Origin of the sequence: Psychrobacter sp. APC 3279, from assembly GCF_030407795.1 — a bacterium.
GTDB lineage: Bacteria > Pseudomonadota > Gammaproteobacteria > Pseudomonadales > Moraxellaceae > Psychrobacter.
Genome location: NZ_JASDCR010000009.1, coordinates 20,923 through 40,953, shown reverse-complemented (window position 1 = coordinate 40,953; position 20,031 = coordinate 20,923). Strand labels below are relative to the sequence as shown.

The window sequence follows — 20,031 nt, the reverse complement described above, 5'->3', positions numbered from 1 at the left end:
GCGGCTATAATGCCACTTAGATACATCGTACTTCTCAACGGATAAATGACTGATTACTATGACCACTGTCTCAGACCAATCTTCGCAACATAAGTCACAGCATGGTTTTGCTCCGCTTGCTATTGCCCGTATTAAAGGTGCACAGCGTGCCAACCAAATAGCGATTTATCTCATTTATGCGGCTATTTTCGCATTTGTGGTCTTTGGCACGATTGCTAGTATCAAAGCCTTCCATGATAACCAGTTGCTTTATCAATTATTTTATAATTTGCCATATGCCCTAGTAGCCCTCACGATACCCATTACTATTTACGATGCATTGGTCGTTTATCGTTATCGCTTAAACCAACCGTCGATGATTGCCATGAGTATTGGCGTATCAACCATTATATTGGTTGGTGGATTAATTTTTGCCGATACTGCATGGTTAGGACTATCTTGTTGGCTGGGCGTGGCATTTTTATTTAAAGTAAGTTTTAAGCGGTTTTTTAACTTTTTAGAAATAGCTGATACGCCTGATGCCGACGAAGAGGCTGAAAGTACTGAAGCGTAGACGACCTACAAAGTACGCCGCAATAAGCACTTAAGCAAACTACTCATCCTCAAATTCACTTATTTAGCTTTACGATAATGACTATGACCACTTCGATACCAGACACGCCTATCCACCATCACTTAGACACTCAAGGGCTGATTTGTCCTGAGCCGGTCATGATGCTACATCGCGTCATTCGCAAAGCAGATGGCGGTGAAGTGATTGAAATATTGGCGACAGATCCGGCTACCACGCGCGACATTCCAAATTTCTGTCGTCATTTAGGTCATGAACTAGTAGGCCAAGAAACACTGGCTGAGAATGTGAGCTTAGACGCTGATCCTGATGAAATTACCATCGATAGCGATGAGGATACGCCTGCAAGCGTAACGCTATATCGCTATCTGGTTAAGAAAAAAATGGCATGATAAGTTTGGCATTATTTTAATAACTGTCTGTTATTGCTAACTTAATCCCTACCTGAGTATCATCCTATGAGCCGTGATCGTGCCGTGCAACAACGACAGCCTAAAGCATTGGCGGTCGATGATGAGCCAGCTTATATGACTGAGTTTCGTCAAGCCATGCTGGCACGCGGTCTAGCGACGCGTACTCGTAATGCGTACGTCCGCGACCTACGCTCTTGTGAGCTGACCAATCCTATCGCTCTGACACGCTGGCAGCCTGATGATGTGCTGCACTGTCTGTCACTCCTTGCTCAAGATGGCAAAACCCCACGTACACAAGCACGCATGCTCTCAAGCTTGCGCCAGTTTTATCTATGGATGATTGCCAGTAATCTGCGTGAAGACAATCCTTGTGAACGTATCAAAAGCCCAAAACTCGGACGTCCGCTGCCAAAAGACTTAGCCGAGGCTGACGTCGATAATCTACTTGCCGCACCTGATACCGGCACCGCGCTCGGTCTCCGTGATAAAGCCATGCTAGAAGTTTTATACGCCTGCGGTTTGCGAGTGAGTGAGTTGATTAACCTCTCATTAGAGCAAGTGAATCTAAACTCAGGCTGGCTACAAATCACGGGGAAAGGGAATAAAACGCGACTGGTGCCCCTCGGCGAATATGCAGCTGATGCATTGGAAGATTATCTGTCTCATGGGCGTGGCGACTTGATTGCTCATTTAAAATCAGGCAATTGCCAAGCGGTATTTTTGACGGCGCAAGGTGGCTATATGACGCGGCAGAACTTTTGGTATCTACTTAAGAAGTACGCCAAAGTTGCCAGTATCGATAAAGAGTTATCCCCGCATACGCTACGTCACGCCTTTGCCACGCATTTGCTCAATCATGGTGCAGACTTGCGTAGTGTGCAGTTATTGCTAGGACATAGCGATTTATCAACCACGCAAATCTATACTCATGTAGCAACGGCAAGATTGCAGAAATTGCATGCCGAACATCATCCACGTGGGTAGCCTTGCCATATTGTCATATGGCCAGCATTGAAATCTAATATTATTGATGATTGTAAAAGGAATATATCGTGTCGCAAGCTCAACCATCTGCCTTAACGAAGCGTCAAAACTCTGCACTCAGAAATCTTACTATCATGGGTTATTTAGAAGGCACGTCTTTTCTATTGTTACTTGGTATCGCGATGCCACTCAAATATATGTTCGATATTCCAGAAGCGGTAAGCTATGTCGGTCCAGTGCATGGGGTATTATTCGTTGCTTATGTCGTGGTGCTGGTCATTACGGCGAGCAGAATAAAAATGCCGCTTTGGGCGCTACCTGCTGGTGTGCTTGGCTCGTTTTTACCATTTGGGCCATTTATATTTGACCATTTATTAAAGAAGAGTTTGAGGAAGTAGTTTCAAGAAAAATTCAATATCAGAAATGATATATAGCTGAATATGGTTAACTATAATGCCATTCTATTCGCCTGCTGTATCTATCGCTATACTTGGATTACGTGCCTGTATCTCGCGATAAAAACGTGATTTGTCTTTTGGCGAGATTAGTATTTCTTCATCTTGATAGGATATTTTAATCCTATCCAATGATAGTGCTGGCGCAGAACTCATACTTCGAGTCGGCGTAATATAGGTGATATCTGTAATTTCAATTTTTTGAACAGAGAACCCACTATCTACTTGTAGTTGGTCATTCGTTAATATGTACTTAGTACCGAAAAAAGGGATGAGCATTAGTGCTGCAAAAGGGATGAGAATAACCGTCATTAATATAGTTTGTATGAGGGATTTGTGAGCACCTCGCTTCCACTGCCATAATGGAACAGACACAGTAAATAAACTCAAACCCCAAAGTAACAGTGCAAGCCAGAAGTCTACTTTGGATACGAATATAATGTCTGGCATAAATAACACTTAGAGACTATCAGGTTAGATTTGATTCTATCTTAAGCGATACCTCTTATCTAATATCTCTAGCATTTTTTCTTAAAAATTTTTACGACATAGCAAAATGCAGTTCCATAAATAGATAGCTGCAAACCTGCCCTTTTCTCGTTACAATACCCTTATTAAAGTGCGTCATGATATACATGCTACCTAACTGGGCTGCGCACTACCTTTTACCTATCTATTATCCGAGAATCCCATGAGCCATAGACCACCTGCTGACCTATTAAAAAATGCCGAACACTGGCGCGAAGATATCAATTTTCGCCAAGAGGTGCTTGGCAAGCCGTTTGATTTTTCGACCACGTGGGGTATTTTCTCTCCACAAAAGCTTGATGATGGTAGCTTGATGCTACTTGATTATGTGGATTTTGAGCAAGATGATGATTCGATCGATTTGGGCTGTGGTTATGGCGTACTCGGTATGACAGCAGCACGTGAATGTCCAAATGGTCAGCATACGCTGATTGATAAAGACTTTATGGCGGTAGAATACGCACGTCGTAACTGTGAGAAAAATGGTCTAAACAATGTCGATGTGCATTTATCAAATGGCTTTAATCATGTGGCAAAAGACAAAGACTTTAGCCTTGTGATGTCAAACTTGCCAGCCAAAGTAGGCAAAGAGCAGCATTATTTATACTTCCTCGATGCCTATGCACGTATGCGTAAAGGTGGCCGTTTTTATGTCGTGACCATCAATGGCCTACGCCAATTTGTGAAACGCTCATTTACCGAAGTTTTTGGCAATAGCGATAAAATCAAACAAGGTAAAACCTATACGATTACCATGGCGACTAAAGACTAGCTTTAGCTTTGCCTGATTGAGTTTCGGCCATTTAAACTGAAGCTTAAATTGAAATCGACATAAAAAAGCACGCTAAATTAATTTTAGCGTGCTTTTTATTTTGTATGATTAACTGTCATCTTACATCTGGCGTTTTATTAGATACCCGCCTAATAGTGCGCTGCCGATAATCGGCAATAGCACCATAAGCATTGGTGAAAAGCCTGTCGCCAGCGATACAAATCCGACCAAATCTTGAATATAGCTAAATAACAAACCAAACAACAACGCCACGACGATACGCAAGCCTAAGCTGTGCGTCCGTAGCGAGCCAAAGACAAATGAGCAGGCGACAATCACTAGCGACAATATCGACAATGGCGATAGTAGCTTTTGCCAAAATGCGACTTCATGATCTAAAGAACGATTGCCCTGCTGACGCATAAACGTGCGATGCTCATACAGCTGCGTTAATGACAAATCCTCTGCCTTACGCGTTAGCAAATACACAGACTCTGGGGCAAAGGGCAAGCTTAGCGTATCTGATGGTGAAACGGCTTGGCTACTCTCAAATCCCTGATTGATAGAGAGCTTAACCATATCATTTAGCTGCCACTCGTAACGATACTGCTCACTTGGCTTTTCACTATTCACATCAATTGGTTCACGGCCAGTATACTTTCCACCTTCCGCATGGACAGCAGTTTGCAAATTACCGTTGTTATCCAAATGCCAACGTTTCACTTCGCCAATATTGCCCGCGACATCAGCATAATCAATATATAAAACGTCGCTACCATCAGGTGTAGCACTGCCATCTTCTGATGTTTCGAATCGCGGCTGTATCGTCCAATAGCCGCGTACCGAGGTGACCAGTGAGATGCTGTCTTCATCATTAATCTGTTTTGCCAACTGGTTAGAAGACGGTAGGATAAATTGGTTGATAGCCAAGGCCAATAGTACAAATATCAAAGCGGGCTGCAATACCCAGCCGACGATACGATAAATACTGACCCCAGCCGCGCGCATAACGACCAGCTCGCTTTTATTAGCCAGCAAACCCAACCCTATGACAGCACCCAATAGCGCGCCCGTTGGGATAAATTGCTCTAAAAAATAAGGCGAACGATAAAAGATATATTTGAGCGCCTCGCCCATGGTGTAGTTATCATCTAACGAATCAAGCTCTGATAAGTAAGAAAAAATCAGCTGTAATGCCCACAAACCAATGACGGCAGCAATAATAGCCAATAGAGCATTAAGTTTGACATAACGACTAAGGACTTTTAGATTGGCAGGTTTCTTAGCCAATTGATCAGACTCAGCTGATTGAGCAAATAAAGAGCGCATTAAGACTGCCCTCCTTGTGAGCTGTTGTTCTGATGATCGATATCGATATCGCTAACTGAGTTAGTTGCGGCAGCAGCTAGCCTATTTTCTTGTTTGCGAAAGCGCAATCGATGTTGCACGCGGCTACCCCAATTCATATAAAGCGCCAATGCGATAAATCCTAAGATAAGCCATGCATACGCCCATACGCTAATGCTGTCTTTGCTCACTGCGTTTTTGAGCGAGATGATACCTAATGCACAGCTGACAAATAATAAGATAGAAGGAAATAGACGGAGCCAACGTCCTTGACGCGGACGGACTTGCGCCAGTGGCACGGCCAACATAGGTGCGATAATCATCAGCCATGGTAGCGCCAAACGATAGCCAAGCTCACCTTGTGCAGCACGCATTGCACTATTAGTGCCTGATGGTGAGCTACTCGTGGCGGCTTGCCACAATGGTCCAATCTGTTGCGTTTCAATATTGTCTTCGGTGATAACTTCCTGTGAAGACTCAGTCAAGGTGATGCGATAACGATCAAAAGCGACTTGATTATATTTCAGACTGCCTGCGCCAACTTCGTAACGACGTCCTTGGAACAGATCCAACTGAGTCACGCCGCTATTGCCAGTATTCACTTGCTCAGCACGCTTAGCCAACGTAATCGTGTCTTTACTAATGTCCTTCGCACCGCTATTTATAATATCTTTAGGAATATCAGAGATGCCAATTTGTTCGGCTGTTTCGCTGTCAATCATGTTATTCATATCAGTCGCAGTGGCATTAGCATTGACACTTTTGGCAGCACTACCTTTTTTCGCAGGTTCAGATTGGATCAATATCACATCTTGCAATTTTTTCTTATCATCGCTGAGACTACCCACGTATAAATGGTAATTACCGCTACTGATAAACTCGTTCGGACGAATCAAATCAAACGCACTGGTCAATGCTTGCTGCTGCCAAACAGCCTCAGACGAGCGTACGCCCCAAGGCTTACCAACGATAGATAGCGCCGCCTCGCCGACAAACAATGCCAATATTAACGGTGTCATTAACCGAGCAAGCCTACCGCGAGATACACCACTAGCATTAATCACTGCCATTTCTTGATCGACATATAAGCGGCCAAATACGAGCATCAAAGCAATAAAGAATGCTAACGGTAAAATGAGCTCTAAAAAATACGGCAGGTTATACCCAATGATAGTAAACAGTAGGCTGACGTCCAAACGACCTTCAGCAGCGATGCCAAAATAGCGTATCAAACGACCGCCGAGCATCATCACTACCAAAAACCCCAACACTAAGGCAGTGGTCGAGGCAACTTGTTGTGTCATGTAGCGGCGTAATATCACAATGGGTACTCTTAAACAGTTGGTATGCGCGCGATTGATGATGAGCTTATTAAATATCTAGGTCGTAGACGACATATCATCAGCATGATATGGATCATCTAAATACTCAAATAACGGTAAACGTTACTAAGCGACTGGTTAGTCATACTCAATAAACACCAGCAACAGATATAACCGCTAATGCTAGCATGTTTTGCCCAAAAATGGCTGTGAAATGTGTTTGGAAACATTACCTACACCTTGCTGAGAACGCATTATCGACAGTAAGTAACGAATATAGCAAATATTGGATGAATAATTGATAAAACCTCAAATTACATCACACTAATAGTATTTATGGCGTTAAGTTTTTGCTTTATTTATTTTAGAAAGGTTTGTTTGTCATTCGTATCATCGAACATTCATCTCTGTTATTAATTGCTAGACTGACTGATAGAAAAATATACTTATATCGTCAAACGGAGAATAATACTAATGAATAAAACGACCTCTACACCCTCTACCCTACTTGAACTCGCTGGCGGCACTTTTAATGCGCTTGACTGGTCAAACTGTGCACTCGTTCTTATTGATTATCAGAATGAATATGTCGATGGCGCTATGCCATTAGGGGACGCTGGGGCAAAAGCCATCGCCAATGCGCGCCTAGTACTCGATAAAGCACGTCAGCAAGATTTACCTATCTTTCACATTACCCATCATGGTGCCGAGAATGGCAATATCTTTGATCCTCTATCAGCTAACGTTGAGATAGTCGAACAGTTGCAGCCTCAAGATGGCGAAACAGTAATTGCCAAAAAGCATCCGAATGCCTTTTATGATACGCAATTACAATCATTGATCTCAGCAGCAGAAAAAAAGCAGATTATTTTTGCGGGTTTTATGAGTCATATGTGCGTCAGCTCAAGCGTCCGCGCCGCATTTGATTTAGGTTTCGATAGTTTTGTCTGCCATGATGCTTGTGCCACTCGTGACCTACCGAGCGCTACAAGAAAGCCGATAAGCGCTGAAATCATGCATGATACTGCCATGGCCGCACTACAAGACAGATTTGCCGCGATGGTAACGACCGATGAATTGATCAATGGCTAATATGTTGGCATCATCGAAAAATGATAATGTAACCGCTAAACCATAGCGTAAGTTAGCACAGCATAATAATTCAAACGTATTACCTAAGGCTTGCTAACTGCGCACGATTATCGCAATATGCTACACTACTGTGATTGCTCAACAAACCAAATAATCTAATAATCTAATAATCTGACAGGTATAAGCAGTCATCCAAATCCTGCAATTTTCATAACTCTAATAAGGATAACTATATGAATATCAAATTATCTCAGCATTTACCAAAGACCCATACGCAGAAAATCCTGAAAAAAGAAGCCAAAAGTAAAGACGATGCTTGTCTGGTTGTTTTAGTCGATGACAAGAAAAACATTCTGGCTGAATCTGTGCTGACCGAATATACCGCTCGCATTGAGCAGCTGATTGAAGTATCACATTTCAAGGGTACTACTTGTGAGACTGTTGCTGATTATGCGCTGGCAGGTGATAAAAAAACCACTAAGCAAAACCCTGTACAACTGCTATTAGTCGGTGTAGGCAATACTGATAAGTTCAACAATACAGTGCTGCAAAAAATCGCCAATACTATCTATAGCAGCACACAAAAGCGTGTGTCTTCTATCACTGTCGCCTTAGGTGATGCGCTAGAAGAAAATCACTTCGGTCAATTTGCCCTTAATCTACTGGCAGCGAGCTACCGCTTTGACAAGTATAAGTCTGAGCAAGCGACTCCTGTATTGACTGACGTTTATCTGTTAGCTGATGAGTCACTACAGCCTGCGCTAGCATTTGCTCAGTCAGTATTTGCTGGTCAGAGCCTCACTCGTGATGTAGCCAATGAGCCTGGCAATATCTGCTTCCCAGCTTATATGGCAGAACAAGCTCAAGAACTTGCAAAAACTTACCCTGACCTATTAACCGTGAAAGTACTAGGTGAAGACGAGATGGCAGCGCTAGGTATGCATTGCTTCTTGGCCGTTGCACAAGGCTCTACTAAAGAAGGTAAGCTGGTGCTCATGGAGTACCGAGGTAAATCAGAATTTAGTTCAAATGCAGGCACTACCGAGCAAACCACTAGCAACGCAAAAGTGAGTGGTCTAAAGGCATTGGCCGATAAACTACCAACCAAAAAGTCAGCTAAAAATGCAAGCAAAAATAGCAATGATAACGCACAAGCGGCCAATGACGACGCACCTATCGTATTAGTCGGTAAAGGCGTGACCTTTGATTCAGGCGGTATCTCAATCAAGCCAGGTGCGGCAATGGACGAGATGAAGTTTGACATGGGTGGTTCGGCGTCAGTACTTGGTACAATCAAAGCATTATGTGAAGCACGTCTACCGATCAACGTCGTTGGTGCGCTAGCCTGTGCTGAAAACATGCCATCAGGTGATGCCACGCGTCCAGGCGATATCGTCAAGGCGATGAATGGTAAATCAGTTGAAATCTTGAACACTGATGCTGAAGGCCGTTTAGTACTAGCAGATACCTTGTGCTACGTGCAGCGTTATCAGCCAAAAGCCATCATCGATGTTGCCACTTTGACTGGCGCTTGTGTGGTTGCGCTAGGCCATGTTCGTTCAGCTGTATTTAGTAATGATGAAGATGTCCTGTTTGATTTAGAAAATGCTAGCAACCTATCAGGTGACCTAATTTGGCATATGCCTTTAGATGATGAGTATCAAGCTCAGCTTGATTCGCCAATCGCTGATATGCAAAACATTGGTGGTAAAGGTGCTGGTGCGGTAACTGCCGCCTGCTTCTTGTCGCGTTTCATTGAAGAAGGTCAAGCATGGGCCCATTTAGACATCGCTGGTACTGCATGGAACTCAGGTAAAGACAAAGCAGCCACTGGACGTCCTGTACCATTGTTTATGCAATATCTAAAAAACAGCGCAGAGATGGCTTAATCCATTTATGAAAATTAGTTTTTATATATTAAGTGAAAGTAAGGCCCAAGATTTCTTGGGCTTTATTTGTCAGCTGACTCAGACGGCGCTTAACAAAAGCGCTCAGTCTTTGCTGATTTTAATTGAAAATGAGACATTACTAGCAAATCTAGATACGGCGCTTTGGGCACAAGAGTCCACGAGTTTTATACCGCATCAATGTCTTTCTGATACTGACAATAAAAGTACCAATGATAGAGGTACTGATGATAGCAACATTGCTACTCATAAATCATTAGCACCTGTACTGCTAGGCAATCATATGCCAGCAGATTTTAATGGTATCGTGCTCAATACGACGACACGACCCGTCAACGATTTTATGGCTGCTACCAATAATTCAAAACCCTCTCGAGTCCTTGAGCTGATCCGACCTGATGCTATAAGTACACAAGAAGGTCGCAATAAATATAAAGCCTACCAGCAATTAGGTTACGATCTGACCCACTTTAAGGTGTAGCTCTGCCGTTTATTTTCCCCTTATCTTTTACAACGGAATACCCTTCCTACCTTATATATCGCTGCTTTTATTCTCTCCTTGATGAGGTATTCTGAGTAGCTAGCCCTTGCCTATAAGTGCTGCATTCTTTTTATACTAGTTATATGACTCTACTATCTCTCTTGTTTACTTACAACGGCTACTGCTATGAGCGGTATGCGAATATGTCAAAAAATGCTACCATCCTTCGATAAATTTTCTGTTGTGACAATTCACTTACTTTTAACGGACTTGAGGGTGTACAGATGCGTTCATTAATTGCGATGTATCAGCGTATAGGGCTGGTGCCGCTTATTATTATTGGCTTGGTATTAGGGGTATTGATTGGTTGGCTAGCGCCAAGTATCGGCACCGCTATAGGGTTGCTTGGTACACTCTTTGTTGGCGCACTAAAAGCAGTCGCTCCCATCCTAGTATTTATTCTGGTTATGGCAGCCATTAGTCAACATCGCAGTGGCAATGAAGTCTACGTAAAGCCGGTGCTTATCATGTACATGTTCGGCACTTTTTTGGCAGCACTAACGGCAGTCGGTGCCAGCTTTTTATTCCCGACTGAGCTGGTCTTGATCAACGCCGATATCGCACAAGTACCACCTGCTGACCTAAAAGAAGTCTTGACGAACTTGCTCATGAACTTGGTCGCCAACCCGATCAATGCAATCGCTGAAGCCAACTATATTGGTATCTTAGCATGGGCAATTATTATCGGTTTTGCATTGCGCCAAGCCAGTGATACTGCTCGTAATGTTGTCGGCGATTTCGCTGATGCCATCTCACAAGTAGTTAAATGGATTATTGCTTTAGCCCCATTTGGTATCTTAGGCCTAGTCGCTAGCACGGTTGCTGAGACAGGCTTTGCTTCTTTGGCAGGCTACGCACGTATCTTGATGGTATTGATCAGCTGCATGTTATTCATTGCGTTGGTTGCCAATCCACTTATCGTCCTTATTAAAACGGGCAAAAATCCTTATCCACTCGTGTTCAGATGTCTACGCGAATCAGGAATTACGGCCTTCTTTACACGCAGTTCAGCGGCCAATATTCCAGTCAATATGAACCTTGCCCGTAAGCTTGGATTGCATGAAGACACTTATTCGGTGACCATTCCACTAGGTGCCACGATCAATATGGCTGGTGCTGCAATTACGATTAACGTCTTAACGCTTGCTGCTGCTCATACGTTGGGTATCGAAGTGACGTTTGCATCAGCGCTGCTACTCAGTCTGGTTGCTACGATTAGTGCTTGCGGTGCTTCTGGTGTTGCTGGTGGTTCGTTGCTATTGATTCCACTCGCTGCTAGCTTATTTAGTATTCCAAATGATATCGCGATGCAAGTAGTTGCGATTGGCTTTATCATCGGTGTGATTCAGGATTCAGCTGAGACTGCCTTGAACTCTTCTACTGATGTATTATTTACAGCAGCAGCTGATCCAACGTACTCACGTTAATTTCTGCTGACGTGTTTTATATAGATATAAAAAAAGGGCCTTTATAGGGCCCTTTTTTTATGTGTTATTTTGATTGCTCGATTACTTTAAATGGTCTATATCAACTTCGATGACTGGTGTTTGCTGCTCTATTTGACGTTTGAGTTGGCGCAGTTGCTCAACCTCATCTAACAGCTCAAGTATCAAACCAATTGCTGGTACGCTGGCTTCAAAGTCACGACTCAGTCGCGATGCACGGCGCACTGTCGTCAGCTGATAACCAGTAAATTTTTCATGCTCTGGTACATCATACTCAATGATATTTTCTTCGATTAATTCGATGACCCATTGGCGCTCTTGGCCACAGGCAGAGACCAGTTCATCTAAGCTCATGATGATGTCTGTAAATTCAGTCGAGTGGTTCATAGCTATTATCCTCGTTTTCTCTTTATTTCATCGGTATCGTATTCATCTCTGCTATTCGTCTATTACTTCAGTAATAAATGACAGTTATTTATAACCTTGTTTAACGACTAATATTGATATCCGCAAAGGCTTGTTTTAGCTGCTCATAAGCCTGTATCGACGCATCGTTACTGACATCAGGATTGACGATATTTAAAGTTAGATACAGGTCACCTGCTTGCTTGGCAGGGATACCCTTGCCTTTAAGACGTAAATTGCTACCGGACTTGCTATTCTTAGGAATAGTCACACCAAGCGTACCCGCTGGCGTACTGACATTGATTTTTTCACCCAATGCCGCTTCCCACGGTGCAATATTTACAGTTTGATAAACGTCTGTGCCTTCTATGCGAATATTGGCATCATGACGAATTTTAACCTTCAAAAACAAATCACCATTTTTGCCATTACTGCCACCAGCAGCACCTTGCCCTGCTAAACGAATTTGCTTACCATCAGTGATACCTTTAGGAATTTTGATCTTAAGGGTTTTATTGTCGTAGTCGACATTGCCATTGGGCTGACGAACAGGGACGTTTAACTTAATGCTGTAGTCGTCGCCACTATAGACTGAAGATAAATCAACGGTAATCTCGGCATGCTGATCTTGACCTTTGCTATCTTGCGTCCCAAAGCCGCCACCAAATTGATCGAAGCCGCTGCTTTGAGAGCGACTGCCCGTTTGTCCACCAGTTGACCCACGTGCGCCGCGACCAAACGCTGAGAAGATATCATCGAAGCGAAAACCACCATCACCAAAGGCCTCACCGTCACCAAACTGGTCTTTGATATCTTCCCAGCGAAAACCACCTTGACCCGCATCAGTTTGCCCACTACCACCAAACCCACTTGATCTACTTTGACCAGCAAATGGATTATTGAGCATAGCGTCATATTCGGCGCGCTTTTCTTTGTCTCTAATCGTTTCGTAAGCGTTGTTTATTTCTGCAATTTTATTATCAGCGTCTGGATGATCACTGACATCGGGATGGTATTGACGAACAAGCTTACGGTATTTTTTTTTGATATCAGCGTCTGAGGCGTCTTTTTTGACCCCTAAAATGTCATAGTAGTTTTTCTCTGCCATGTTATTTTCCCCAAAATAAAAACATATTAGTGGTATCAGTCTGCCAATTTCAAACGATACGGTATAGATAGCTACTAGATTTTGCTATAGCAATTTTTGTAGCCTACTTATCATCATAACAATAATTACAACAAACACCGTTATATAAATATTACCAGTAGTGATGCCAAGCGATATCTACAATACTCTCTAGTACAGGCAAACAAACACCTTTGCCTTAAACTAGACTTTTTTAAAATTTAGAATCATTAACTCTCTATTGACACTACAAGAATGCCAAACCTTCTTTTTTACAAAATAGTAAGAATATAGCAAGGTTTTTTACATTATATTATCTATCTCTATTTGAGCTTTCATAACGATAATTATGCTATATCGATAGATTTGGTCTTTATATATTACCTATTTATATTGTATTAATAGCTTTCCGATATTTTGTCGGCTTCTTTATGAGAATCACTCTTTATAAGTCTAATTTTAGTACCTACGTCATCATTATTTTTGCTAAAAAATAGCTATTTTTCCTTAAAAAACAGGTATTTGACCTCATGAGTTTTTTACACGGCAGTAATAATATGACAAGCTAGCTCTTGTAGAATCCCCTATTATTCATACTCATAGGGAGTATAGATAACGTAGGCAAGAGCATCTGTCTATTTTATTAATTGCTTAAAGGTATTAAATGTCTTATTTAATCAAGTCTTTGGTTGTCACTTTATCGCTACTACTTAGCACCACAGTTTTCGCTGCCAATACCAGTTATTACGGTAGTAAGTTTCATGGTAAGCGAACAGCGAGTGGTAGTATCTTCAACATGAACTCTCTAACCGCTGCACATCGCACGTTACCGTTCGGTACGAAGGTACAAGTAACCAACCAAAAGACAAAGCAGAGCGTAATTGTAAAAATCACGGATAGAGGACCTTTTATTCGAGGCCGTATTCTTGATTTATCAAAAGCCGCTGCTGGTGAAATAAACTGTCAGCTTTGTACGACCACGATGGAAATACTGTCGTACGGTGATGGCAAATATCGTAAGGAATAATGTAATAAAAAAGGGATGGCTTATGCCATCCCTTTTTTATGTCTGCTTATATAACTAACTATCTAGAACGCTTTATGCGAACTTAGCTTCCATCTCTTCTAAAGTCGTCATTGATAGTAGTAACTTTTCTTCATTATCACTATGCTGCTGCTGTAGCGCTGTTTGCTCATTGAGTAACACAAGCAAGTCAGACTTACGGCTCTCTTCATACAATGCTGTATCAGCCAGTTTTTCTTCAAGCGTCACGAGCTGCTTATCAATCTTAGCCAGTGTCTTTTCTGTTTCCTCTATCTCGCGGCGGATAGGTGCTGTCATTTTACGTTGTTCAGCGGCTAGCTTACGCTGCTCTTCTTTACTAAGTGCAGGCGTCGCAGCTTTACTGTTTGACGAGTTATCAGATGACTTGTTGCTTGCTTGGCTATTATCTGTTTCACGTGAAACAAACTTCTTACTCTCTTTTTTACTTTTTTTCTTACCAGTATTTTTATCTGATGCATTCTCCTGCTTGCGCTTCTCTGCTAGCCATTTACCATAGTCGCCAATGTCACCATCGAACTCTTCGATGATGCCATCATGTACCAGATACAGCTCATCACAGACATTGGCTATCAGCTCTCGATCATGCGAGACTAGTACCACTGCACCTTTAAAGCCTTGTAAGGCGATAGTCAATGCTTGACGCATTTGTAAGTCTAAATGGTTGGTTGGCTCATCGAGTACAAGGACGTTTGGACGCTGCCAGACGATAAGTGCCAAGGTCAAACGCGCGCGCTCACCACCGGAGAAGAGCTCGCTTGGTGTATCAATACGCTCACCGCGGAAGTCAAAGCTACCCAAGAATGAACGTAGCATCGCATCAGAGGTTTTGCCCGCTAGGCGACGTAACATCTCTATAGGCGTTGCTTTGGCATCTAGGATATCCATTTGATGCTGATTGAAATAGCCTAGCTTTAGGGTATCCGAAACACGATACTTCCCTGTTAATACGCTAAGCTCACCGACTAATGCTTTAATCAGCGTTGATTTACCAGCGCCGTTCATACCCAATAAGCCAAGACGGGTGTCAGGGGTCACCTGTACATTGGCATTATGTAGAAGCGGTGTCTCACTATAGCCAATATCTGCGTTGGTCAGCTCAATCAGCGGTGAGCTCATGTTTGCTGGCTCATAGAACTGGAACGAGAAAGGGTTATCAGCCATCATTGGTGACAGCTCTGCCATACGCTCTAACTGCTTAATACGGCTCTGTGCTTGCTTAGCTTTACTGGCTTTAGCACGGAAACGGCGAATAAAGTCATCCAAGTGAGCCTTGGTCGCTTCTTGCTTCTCAAACGCTTGCTGCTGCTGCGCCATACGCTCGTGACGGGTACGGATAAACTGCTGATAGTTACCAGTATAAAGGGTGATTTTTTGTTGCTCTACATGCAGGATATGACCAACTGTTGCGTCCAAAAACGCTTGGTCATGCGAGATGACGATGACCAGACCCATATAGGCATTGATCCATGTCTCAAGCCACAGAATAGCATCCAAGTCCAAATGGTTGGTTGGCTCATCGAGCAACATCAGATCAGCACGGCTCATCAAGGTTTTGGCGAGGTTTAAGCGCATACGCCAGCCACCAGAAAACCCTTCTACTGGCAGTTCATGCTGGCTAGTTTTAAAACCAAGACCTGCCATAATTTGCGCCGCTTTGGTCGGCGTACGATATCCGTCGATTTCATCGAACTGCTGGTGTAGCACACCAATTTGCTCATCACTGACACTGTTCAAATCATTTAGCGCAGCATTAATTTCATACCACTGCTCATCACCGCTCAATACATAATCGATTGCAGACTGCGTTGTAGCACCAACTTCCTGCGCCATGTGCGCCACATGCCAGCTATCAGGAATACTGACTTCACCTTTATCAAGGGTGACCTCTGTATCGCCTGTACCCATCTGCGTCAGTAACAGCGCAAATAAAGTAGATTTGCCTGTGCCGTTGTTGCCCGTCAGTCCAACTTTGTGACCTGGATGGAGCTGAAAGCTTGCACCTGCAAACAATTCACGACCATCACGGCGAACACCAACGTCTTTAAATTCGATCATATAATTTCTTCATCTCAACAATAATATAGATATAGGGCAATAAGAAACACACATAGGGTATGCCAACTGGCGGCTATTATTTCAAACGCTTGCCCCATAGGCAAACAATTAAATAACTATTTCAAAACTAAGTATTTATTACGCTAAACACCTTACGTTGCACAAGCGACTCTTGAGCTCATACATGGTTGTTACTATTATAAAGGTTATGGCCGTAAAATACCGTAATATGACTAATAAGCTTTAAGACTGTCTAATATTATTAAGTAGTGTTTTATATAGTCATACGCTATTTAGTCACACCCTATTATTTTTAGTCTGGTTATTGGTTTAGCCCATTGACGCAGTTATTTTAAAAAACACAATATCAAAATTGGGACACTGTCATTTATTAGTAATAATTCAATAGTTGCATCACTCTTGACAAACGAATCAGCACCCCCATTATGATATACTGCTAAAAGATAAGTGCCCACTATCAATAGAGCCAATAAAATATTGTAGTGGCACAAATACTATTTTGAAATTGCACAAACAGCTTATAATGCACCAATAGCTTTGCCATAATGACAGCACCCAATTAAATCAAACGCCGTGCGTATCTTTATTTGCAAGTACCCTATTGCAAACCCAAACAGGACGACGACCGCATTTGATCCTAGCAACTGAGGTAGATATGAACGAATCAGCCAACCAATTTAGTCCAAGCTCAAGCCAACCAGTAGACCCAACCGTATTAAGCCTAACTGATAGTGCGGCGCAAAAAGTACGCCGTCTACGCGAAGAAGAAGGCGATAGCGATCTTATGTTACGTGTCTATGTGACAGGTGGCGGTTGTTCTGGTTTCTCTTACGGGTTTAACTTTGCCAACGATCTAAACGAAGACGATGCCAATTTTGATAATGGGGATGTGACGTTAGTCGTCGATTCGCTAAGCTATCAATACTTGCAAGGCTCTACCGTTGACTATACCGAAGGTCTGGAAGGTGCACGTTTTGTGGTGACCAATCCAAATGCCACGACCACGTGCGGCTGCGGTTCGTCATTCTCTATATAAGCCAAATAGACGCGGTCGCGCTATGATTATTCAGATAATGCGATAGTGTGCGAACACTATGTCAAATGGCTTGTAGGCATAATGAACAAAGCATCTATCTCTTAGGTAGATGCTTTTTTTATCAAACTGTCTGGCCAGAATAACGCTATATTCGAGATGAATTTGTATTAAAAACAGGGTCAAAATCCTCACAAATCGCTTTGCCTAAAGCTTATCGTATTTGTAATTGTCCGTGGTTTTCAAGACAGCTTTGAGCTAAACTGACGGAATTATTGACCTAACATTTACCTATTTTATGGACAAACGCTTATCGTGTTTTGATCCGCCATAATAAATAACAATAGATGACTATTATGAGTAATTTTGCGAGTAGCTTTGTTAATTTCGAAATCCCTAATTGGTTTGATAGCCAACACTTAACGGGTATGCTCCGCGGTATTGAAAAAGAGGGCCTGCGCGTAAAGCCTGATGGTTTCTTGGCCCAGACTCCGCATCCAGCCAAACTTGGGTCAAAACTTACCCATCCTTTTATTACTACCGATTACTCAGAAAGTCTGCTTGAGCTCATCACTGAACCAAAGTCCTCACCAAAAGAGACCCTTAATATGCTGCGCCAATTGCACGTATTGGTCTATCAGGGCATACCTGAAGGTGAGCTGATGTGGCCATTATCGATGCCTTGCATGTTGTCTTCTAAAGATGAACATATCCCACTAGCTGATTATGGTAGCTCTAATACGGGTAAGCTAAAAACCCTATATCGTAGTGGCCTTGGTATTCGCTATGGTCGCCGCATGCAGACGATTGCTGGTTTGCATTACAACTTGTCTTTTGGTGATACGTTGTTTGAGACTTGGCAAGCACAAACACCGACTGCACAAAGCCAAACATTGACAGAGTTCAAAAACGAGAAATACTTAGGGCTGATTCGTAACTTTAAACGTCTGACTAGCCTTGTTTTATATTTATTGGGTGCCAGTCCAAGCGTATGTCCTTGTTTCTTGGCAGGGCGTGAGCACGATTTAGAATTGCTCAATGATTCGACCTATTACAAACCTGCTGCGACTAGCCTACGTATGGGTAAGCTTGGCTATACCAATAGCGTGCAAGAGCAGCTTGATATCCGTTATAACTATCTGCCAGAGTATGTCGATGGCCTGCGCCGTGCCATCCAAACACCGCACGAAAGCTTTGCTAAGCTTGGCCTAGAAGACGAAGATGGCAACCCGATCCAAATCAACAATCATATTCTGCAGATAGAAAACGAGTACTACAGCCCTATTCGTCCTAAACAAATCGCAATGAGCGGTGAAACACCAACCGAAGCGCTTGAGCGTCGCGGTATCGCCTATGTTGAGTTCCGAGCTATCGATCTTGACCCATATAGTGATGTTGGTATTCGCCTATCTAGTGCTTGCTTCTTGGAAGTGATGGCGCTGTATTGCCTGTTCAGTGACTCACCAGACTTGCTACCTGAAGAAGAAGACACGCTCGCTATCAATCTTGAACGTGTGGTCAATGAAGGTCGCCGTGATGACTTGCATATTATCAATAATGGCCAAGAGCAGTCACTTGAAAGCTGGATGCTAACGCATCTAGAGCGTATGCAGCCGCTTGCGGCACTGCTTGATGCTCACTACGGTGGTAACGATTACCGCGCGGCCGTAGCATTGATGCAAGGCAAAGCAGGACACTCTGAGTCGACTATCTCCGCACAAGTGAATTCCGATAGCAAACGCTTAGGCAGCTTATGGCAGCTTGGATTTACGTTGGCTCAGCAGCATCGCGAGTCTTTATTACAGCAGACACTTAGTCCAAACACTCAAGCTAAATACGAAGTATTGGCAGAAAAATCTATCTTGCAGCAAGCTGAGATTGAGCAGTCTGAAACAGAAGACTTTGCGGAATTTTTACAGCAGTATCGCTAAGCCTTGATTGCTAGCTTTTAACTGCCAGTTATTGATTGCTGAATTCTGATGACTAGCTATTGATTGCTAAGTCCTGACTGTAAAATTTTGACTGCTCAATATTGATTGCTACCCTACATCTATTATAGATAAACCCATAAGAGTAACCGCACAATGCGACAGCTAACCACTTACCGTAACCTGCAAGTATTTTTGGTGATAATGGCCATCATAGGCATGAGTTTTGCGCTGTTCTATTTACAGCGTCATCTAGGGCTTTCACCTTGCCCGCTCTGTATTTTTCAGCGTGTTGGTCTAATCGTCATGGGCGGTTTTGCCCTCATATCAGCGTTGTTTAATCCTAAGTCTAAAGTGATAAGACTATTGCTATGGCTTGGGAGTCTAGTAGGTATCGGCTGGGCAACTGCGGTAGCAGCACGCCATGTATGGCTGCAACATTTACCTGCTGACCAAGTACCTTCTTGTGGTCCAGGACTGAACTATTGGCTTGATACCCTCCCTATCCTACAAGTATTCAAAGAAGTATTTGCAGGATCTGGCGAATGCGCCTCTGTTGATTGGACTCTTATGGGATTAAGTATTCCTGAGCAGTCGTTGATTCTATTCAGTGTGCTGCTGATCGTACATGTCTTGATATTAATGCGTATCGTAAAATCTGCTAATTAGTATCTTATGACTTAATAAAACGTTAAGTTTCTTTCTTACTTCTGCTTTTAAAACAGACATTGCTATCTTCGATACAATGTCTGTTTTTTTGTCTACTATTAACCCGCCCTTACAACCCATATTAGCGTTACCAACAGGTATTGCTAATGTCAACTTATGCCTTTTAGATATAAGGCCAACAACAAAAAGCCCACAGAGATATTTTCAAGCCTTTGATATCTTTAGTCAGCTTACCTTATAAACGGATAAGCATTAGATATTTGTCGCTTTCTACTCATAAGCTATCTGTATTTTGAATATAAGATAATGCTATCAAGTTCTTAATTTATATTATTACTACGCGCCCATGCC

General features: G+C 42.8%; 19 protein-coding genes. 13 read left to right on the top strand and 6 right to left on the bottom strand.

The window, feature by feature from the left end; genetic code table 11:
* The first annotated feature begins 58 nt into the window (after positions 1–58).
* The 4 genes from QL898_RS06225 to QL898_RS06210 all read left to right on the top strand — a co-directional run bounded on the left by QL898_RS06225 (position 59) and on the right by QL898_RS06210 (position 2,366).
* On the top strand, positions 59–553 hold the full coding sequence (locus tag QL898_RS06225; RefSeq protein ID WP_179798573.1) for a hypothetical protein: 495 nt from the start codon (positions 59–61) through the stop codon (positions 551–553).
* An 83-nt stretch (positions 554–636) separates the two neighbouring features.
* Complete coding sequence (gene tusA / locus QL898_RS06220) at positions 637–963, top strand: sulfurtransferase TusA (protein WP_102092648.1); 327 nt, start codon at positions 637–639, stop codon at positions 961–963.
* Between the two features lie 66 nt (positions 964–1,029).
* Positions 1,030–1,968, top strand: coding sequence for a site-specific tyrosine recombinase XerD (xerD, locus tag QL898_RS06215; RefSeq protein ID WP_160021378.1), 939 nt, complete (start codon positions 1,030–1,032; stop codon positions 1,966–1,968).
* A gap of 68 nt (positions 1,969–2,036) precedes the next feature.
* Positions 2,037–2,366, top strand: coding sequence for a DUF3817 domain-containing protein (locus QL898_RS06210; protein ID WP_160021377.1), 330 nt, complete (start codon positions 2,037–2,039; stop codon positions 2,364–2,366).
* A 63-nt stretch (positions 2,367–2,429) separates the two neighbouring features.
* Here QL898_RS06210 and QL898_RS06205 read toward each other — a convergent pair whose 3' ends face one another.
* A complete protein-coding gene (locus tag QL898_RS06205; protein WP_160021376.1) occupies positions 2,430–2,873 on the bottom strand; it encodes a PH domain-containing protein in 444 nt (147 codons plus the stop codon).
* A gap of 241 nt (positions 2,874–3,114) precedes the next feature.
* Here QL898_RS06205 and QL898_RS06200 point away from each other — a divergent pair, with 241 nt between their 5' ends.
* Positions 3,115–3,723 carry a methyltransferase gene (locus QL898_RS06200; RefSeq protein WP_290176191.1) on the top strand — a complete coding sequence of 203 codons (609 nt, stop codon included), beginning with the start codon at positions 3,115–3,117 and terminating at the stop codon, positions 3,721–3,723.
* A gap of 120 nt (positions 3,724–3,843) precedes the next feature.
* On the opposite strand, the gene lptG is transcribed toward QL898_RS06200, so the two are convergent.
* On the bottom strand, positions 3,844–5,052 hold the full coding sequence (lptG, locus tag QL898_RS06195) for an LPS export ABC transporter permease LptG (RefSeq protein WP_290176190.1): 1,209 nt from the start codon (positions 5,050–5,052) through the stop codon (positions 3,844–3,846).
* Entirely contained in the window at positions 5,052–6,374 is a 1,323-nt protein-coding gene (gene lptF / locus QL898_RS06190) for an LPS export ABC transporter permease LptF (protein ID WP_290176189.1), read from the bottom strand. Before lptF ends, lptG begins: the two co-directional genes overlap by 1 nt.
* Before the next feature lie 492 nt (positions 6,375–6,866).
* Between lptF and QL898_RS06185 the strand changes: the two genes are divergently transcribed.
* The 4 genes from QL898_RS06185 (at position 6,867) to sstT (ending at position 11,359) form a co-directional block, all read left to right on the top strand.
* Positions 6,867–7,484, top strand: a complete 618-nt coding sequence (locus QL898_RS06185) for a cysteine hydrolase family protein (RefSeq protein WP_290176188.1) — start codon at positions 6,867–6,869, stop codon at positions 7,482–7,484.
* Between the two features lie 233 nt (positions 7,485–7,717).
* Entirely contained in the window at positions 7,718–9,373 is a 1,656-nt protein-coding gene (locus QL898_RS06180; RefSeq protein ID WP_290176187.1) for a leucyl aminopeptidase, read from the top strand.
* 7 nt (positions 9,374–9,380) lie between these two features.
* Positions 9,381–9,872, top strand: coding sequence for a DNA polymerase III subunit chi (locus tag QL898_RS06175; protein ID WP_290176186.1), 492 nt, complete (start codon positions 9,381–9,383; stop codon positions 9,870–9,872).
* Between the two features lie 284 nt (positions 9,873–10,156).
* Positions 10,157–11,359, top strand: a complete 1,203-nt coding sequence (sstT, locus tag QL898_RS06170; RefSeq protein WP_057757687.1) for a serine/threonine transporter SstT — start codon at positions 10,157–10,159, stop codon at positions 11,357–11,359.
* A gap of 81 nt (positions 11,360–11,440) precedes the next feature.
* Here the strand turns inward: sstT and QL898_RS06165 are convergent, their stop codons facing one another.
* Both QL898_RS06165 and QL898_RS06160 read right to left on the bottom strand, forming a co-directional pair.
* Positions 11,441–11,764: a chaperone modulator CbpM gene (locus QL898_RS06165; protein WP_101204683.1), complete on the bottom strand. Its 324-nt coding sequence runs from the start codon at positions 11,762–11,764 to the stop codon at positions 11,441–11,443.
* 100 nt (positions 11,765–11,864) lie between these two features.
* Positions 11,865–12,890: a DnaJ C-terminal domain-containing protein gene (locus QL898_RS06160; protein WP_290176185.1), complete on the bottom strand. Its 1,026-nt coding sequence runs from the start codon at positions 12,888–12,890 to the stop codon at positions 11,865–11,867.
* Positions 12,891–13,572: 682 nt separating this feature from the next.
* Between QL898_RS06160 and QL898_RS06155 the strand changes: the two genes are divergently transcribed.
* Positions 13,573–13,935: a septal ring lytic transglycosylase RlpA family protein gene (locus QL898_RS06155; RefSeq protein WP_290176184.1), complete on the top strand. Its 363-nt coding sequence runs from the start codon at positions 13,573–13,575 to the stop codon at positions 13,933–13,935.
* Between the two features lie 72 nt (positions 13,936–14,007).
* On the opposite strand, the gene QL898_RS06150 is transcribed toward QL898_RS06155, so the two are convergent.
* Positions 14,008–16,029 (bottom strand): ATP-binding cassette domain-containing protein, encoded by a 2,022-nt coding sequence (locus tag QL898_RS06150; protein WP_290176183.1) that lies wholly within the window; start codon positions 16,027–16,029, stop codon positions 14,008–14,010.
* A 676-nt stretch (positions 16,030–16,705) separates the two neighbouring features.
* On the opposite strand from QL898_RS06150, the gene erpA reads away from it, so the two are divergent.
* From erpA to QL898_RS06135, 3 genes are all read left to right on the top strand, one after another.
* Positions 16,706–17,086, top strand: a complete 381-nt coding sequence (gene erpA / locus QL898_RS06145; protein WP_057757666.1) for an iron-sulfur cluster insertion protein ErpA — start codon at positions 16,706–16,708, stop codon at positions 17,084–17,086.
* A gap of 353 nt (positions 17,087–17,439) precedes the next feature.
* Entirely contained in the window at positions 17,440–19,014 is a 1,575-nt protein-coding gene (gene gshA / locus QL898_RS06140; RefSeq protein ID WP_290176182.1) for a glutamate--cysteine ligase, read from the top strand.
* A gap of 153 nt (positions 19,015–19,167) precedes the next feature.
* Entirely contained in the window at positions 19,168–19,680 is a 513-nt protein-coding gene (locus QL898_RS06135) for a disulfide bond formation protein B (RefSeq protein WP_057757661.1), read from the top strand.
* Positions 19,681–20,031 lie beyond the last annotated feature (351 nt).

What these genes read in the sequence shown, in the direction of transcription:
- lptG (WP_290176190.1), bottom strand. Translation starts at nt 5,052, where the DNA reads ATGCGCTCTTTATTTGCTCAATCAGCTGAGTCTGATCAATTGGCTAAG.
- QL898_RS06180 (WP_290176187.1), top strand. Translation starts at nt 7,718, where the DNA reads ATGAATATCAAATTATCTCAGCATTTACCAAAGACCCATACGCAGAAA.
- xerD (WP_160021378.1), top strand. Translation starts at nt 1,030, where the DNA reads ATGAGCCGTGATCGTGCCGTGCAACAACGACAGCCTAAAGCATTGGCG.
- QL898_RS06200 (WP_290176191.1), top strand. Translation starts at nt 3,115, where the DNA reads ATGAGCCATAGACCACCTGCTGACCTATTAAAAAATGCCGAACACTGG.
- tusA (WP_102092648.1), top strand. Translation starts at nt 637, where the DNA reads ATGACCACTTCGATACCAGACACGCCTATCCACCATCACTTAGACACT.
- sstT (WP_057757687.1), top strand. Translation starts at nt 10,157, where the DNA reads ATGCGTTCATTAATTGCGATGTATCAGCGTATAGGGCTGGTGCCGCTT.
- QL898_RS06165 (WP_101204683.1), bottom strand. Translation starts at nt 11,764, where the DNA reads ATGAACCACTCGACTGAATTTACAGACATCATCATGAGCTTAGATGAA.
- QL898_RS06150 (WP_290176183.1), bottom strand. Translation starts at nt 16,029, where the DNA reads ATGATCGAATTTAAAGACGTTGGTGTTCGCCGTGATGGTCGTGAATTG.
- QL898_RS06175 (WP_290176186.1), top strand. Translation starts at nt 9,381, where the DNA reads ATGAAAATTAGTTTTTATATATTAAGTGAAAGTAAGGCCCAAGATTTC.
- QL898_RS06185 (WP_290176188.1), top strand. Translation starts at nt 6,867, where the DNA reads ATGAATAAAACGACCTCTACACCCTCTACCCTACTTGAACTCGCTGGC.
- QL898_RS06225 (WP_179798573.1), top strand. Translation starts at nt 59, where the DNA reads ATGACCACTGTCTCAGACCAATCTTCGCAACATAAGTCACAGCATGGT.
- erpA (WP_057757666.1), top strand. Translation starts at nt 16,706, where the DNA reads ATGAACGAATCAGCCAACCAATTTAGTCCAAGCTCAAGCCAACCAGTA.
- QL898_RS06160 (WP_290176185.1), bottom strand. Translation starts at nt 12,890, where the DNA reads ATGGCAGAGAAAAACTACTATGACATTTTAGGGGTCAAAAAAGACGCC.
- QL898_RS06155 (WP_290176184.1), top strand. Translation starts at nt 13,573, where the DNA reads ATGTCTTATTTAATCAAGTCTTTGGTTGTCACTTTATCGCTACTACTT.
- QL898_RS06135 (WP_057757661.1), top strand. Translation starts at nt 19,168, where the DNA reads ATGCGACAGCTAACCACTTACCGTAACCTGCAAGTATTTTTGGTGATA.
- lptF (WP_290176189.1), bottom strand. Translation starts at nt 6,374, where the DNA reads ATGACACAACAAGTTGCCTCGACCACTGCCTTAGTGTTGGGGTTTTTG.
- QL898_RS06205 (WP_160021376.1), bottom strand. Translation starts at nt 2,873, where the DNA reads ATGCCAGACATTATATTCGTATCCAAAGTAGACTTCTGGCTTGCACTG.
- gshA (WP_290176182.1), top strand. Translation starts at nt 17,440, where the DNA reads ATGAGTAATTTTGCGAGTAGCTTTGTTAATTTCGAAATCCCTAATTGG.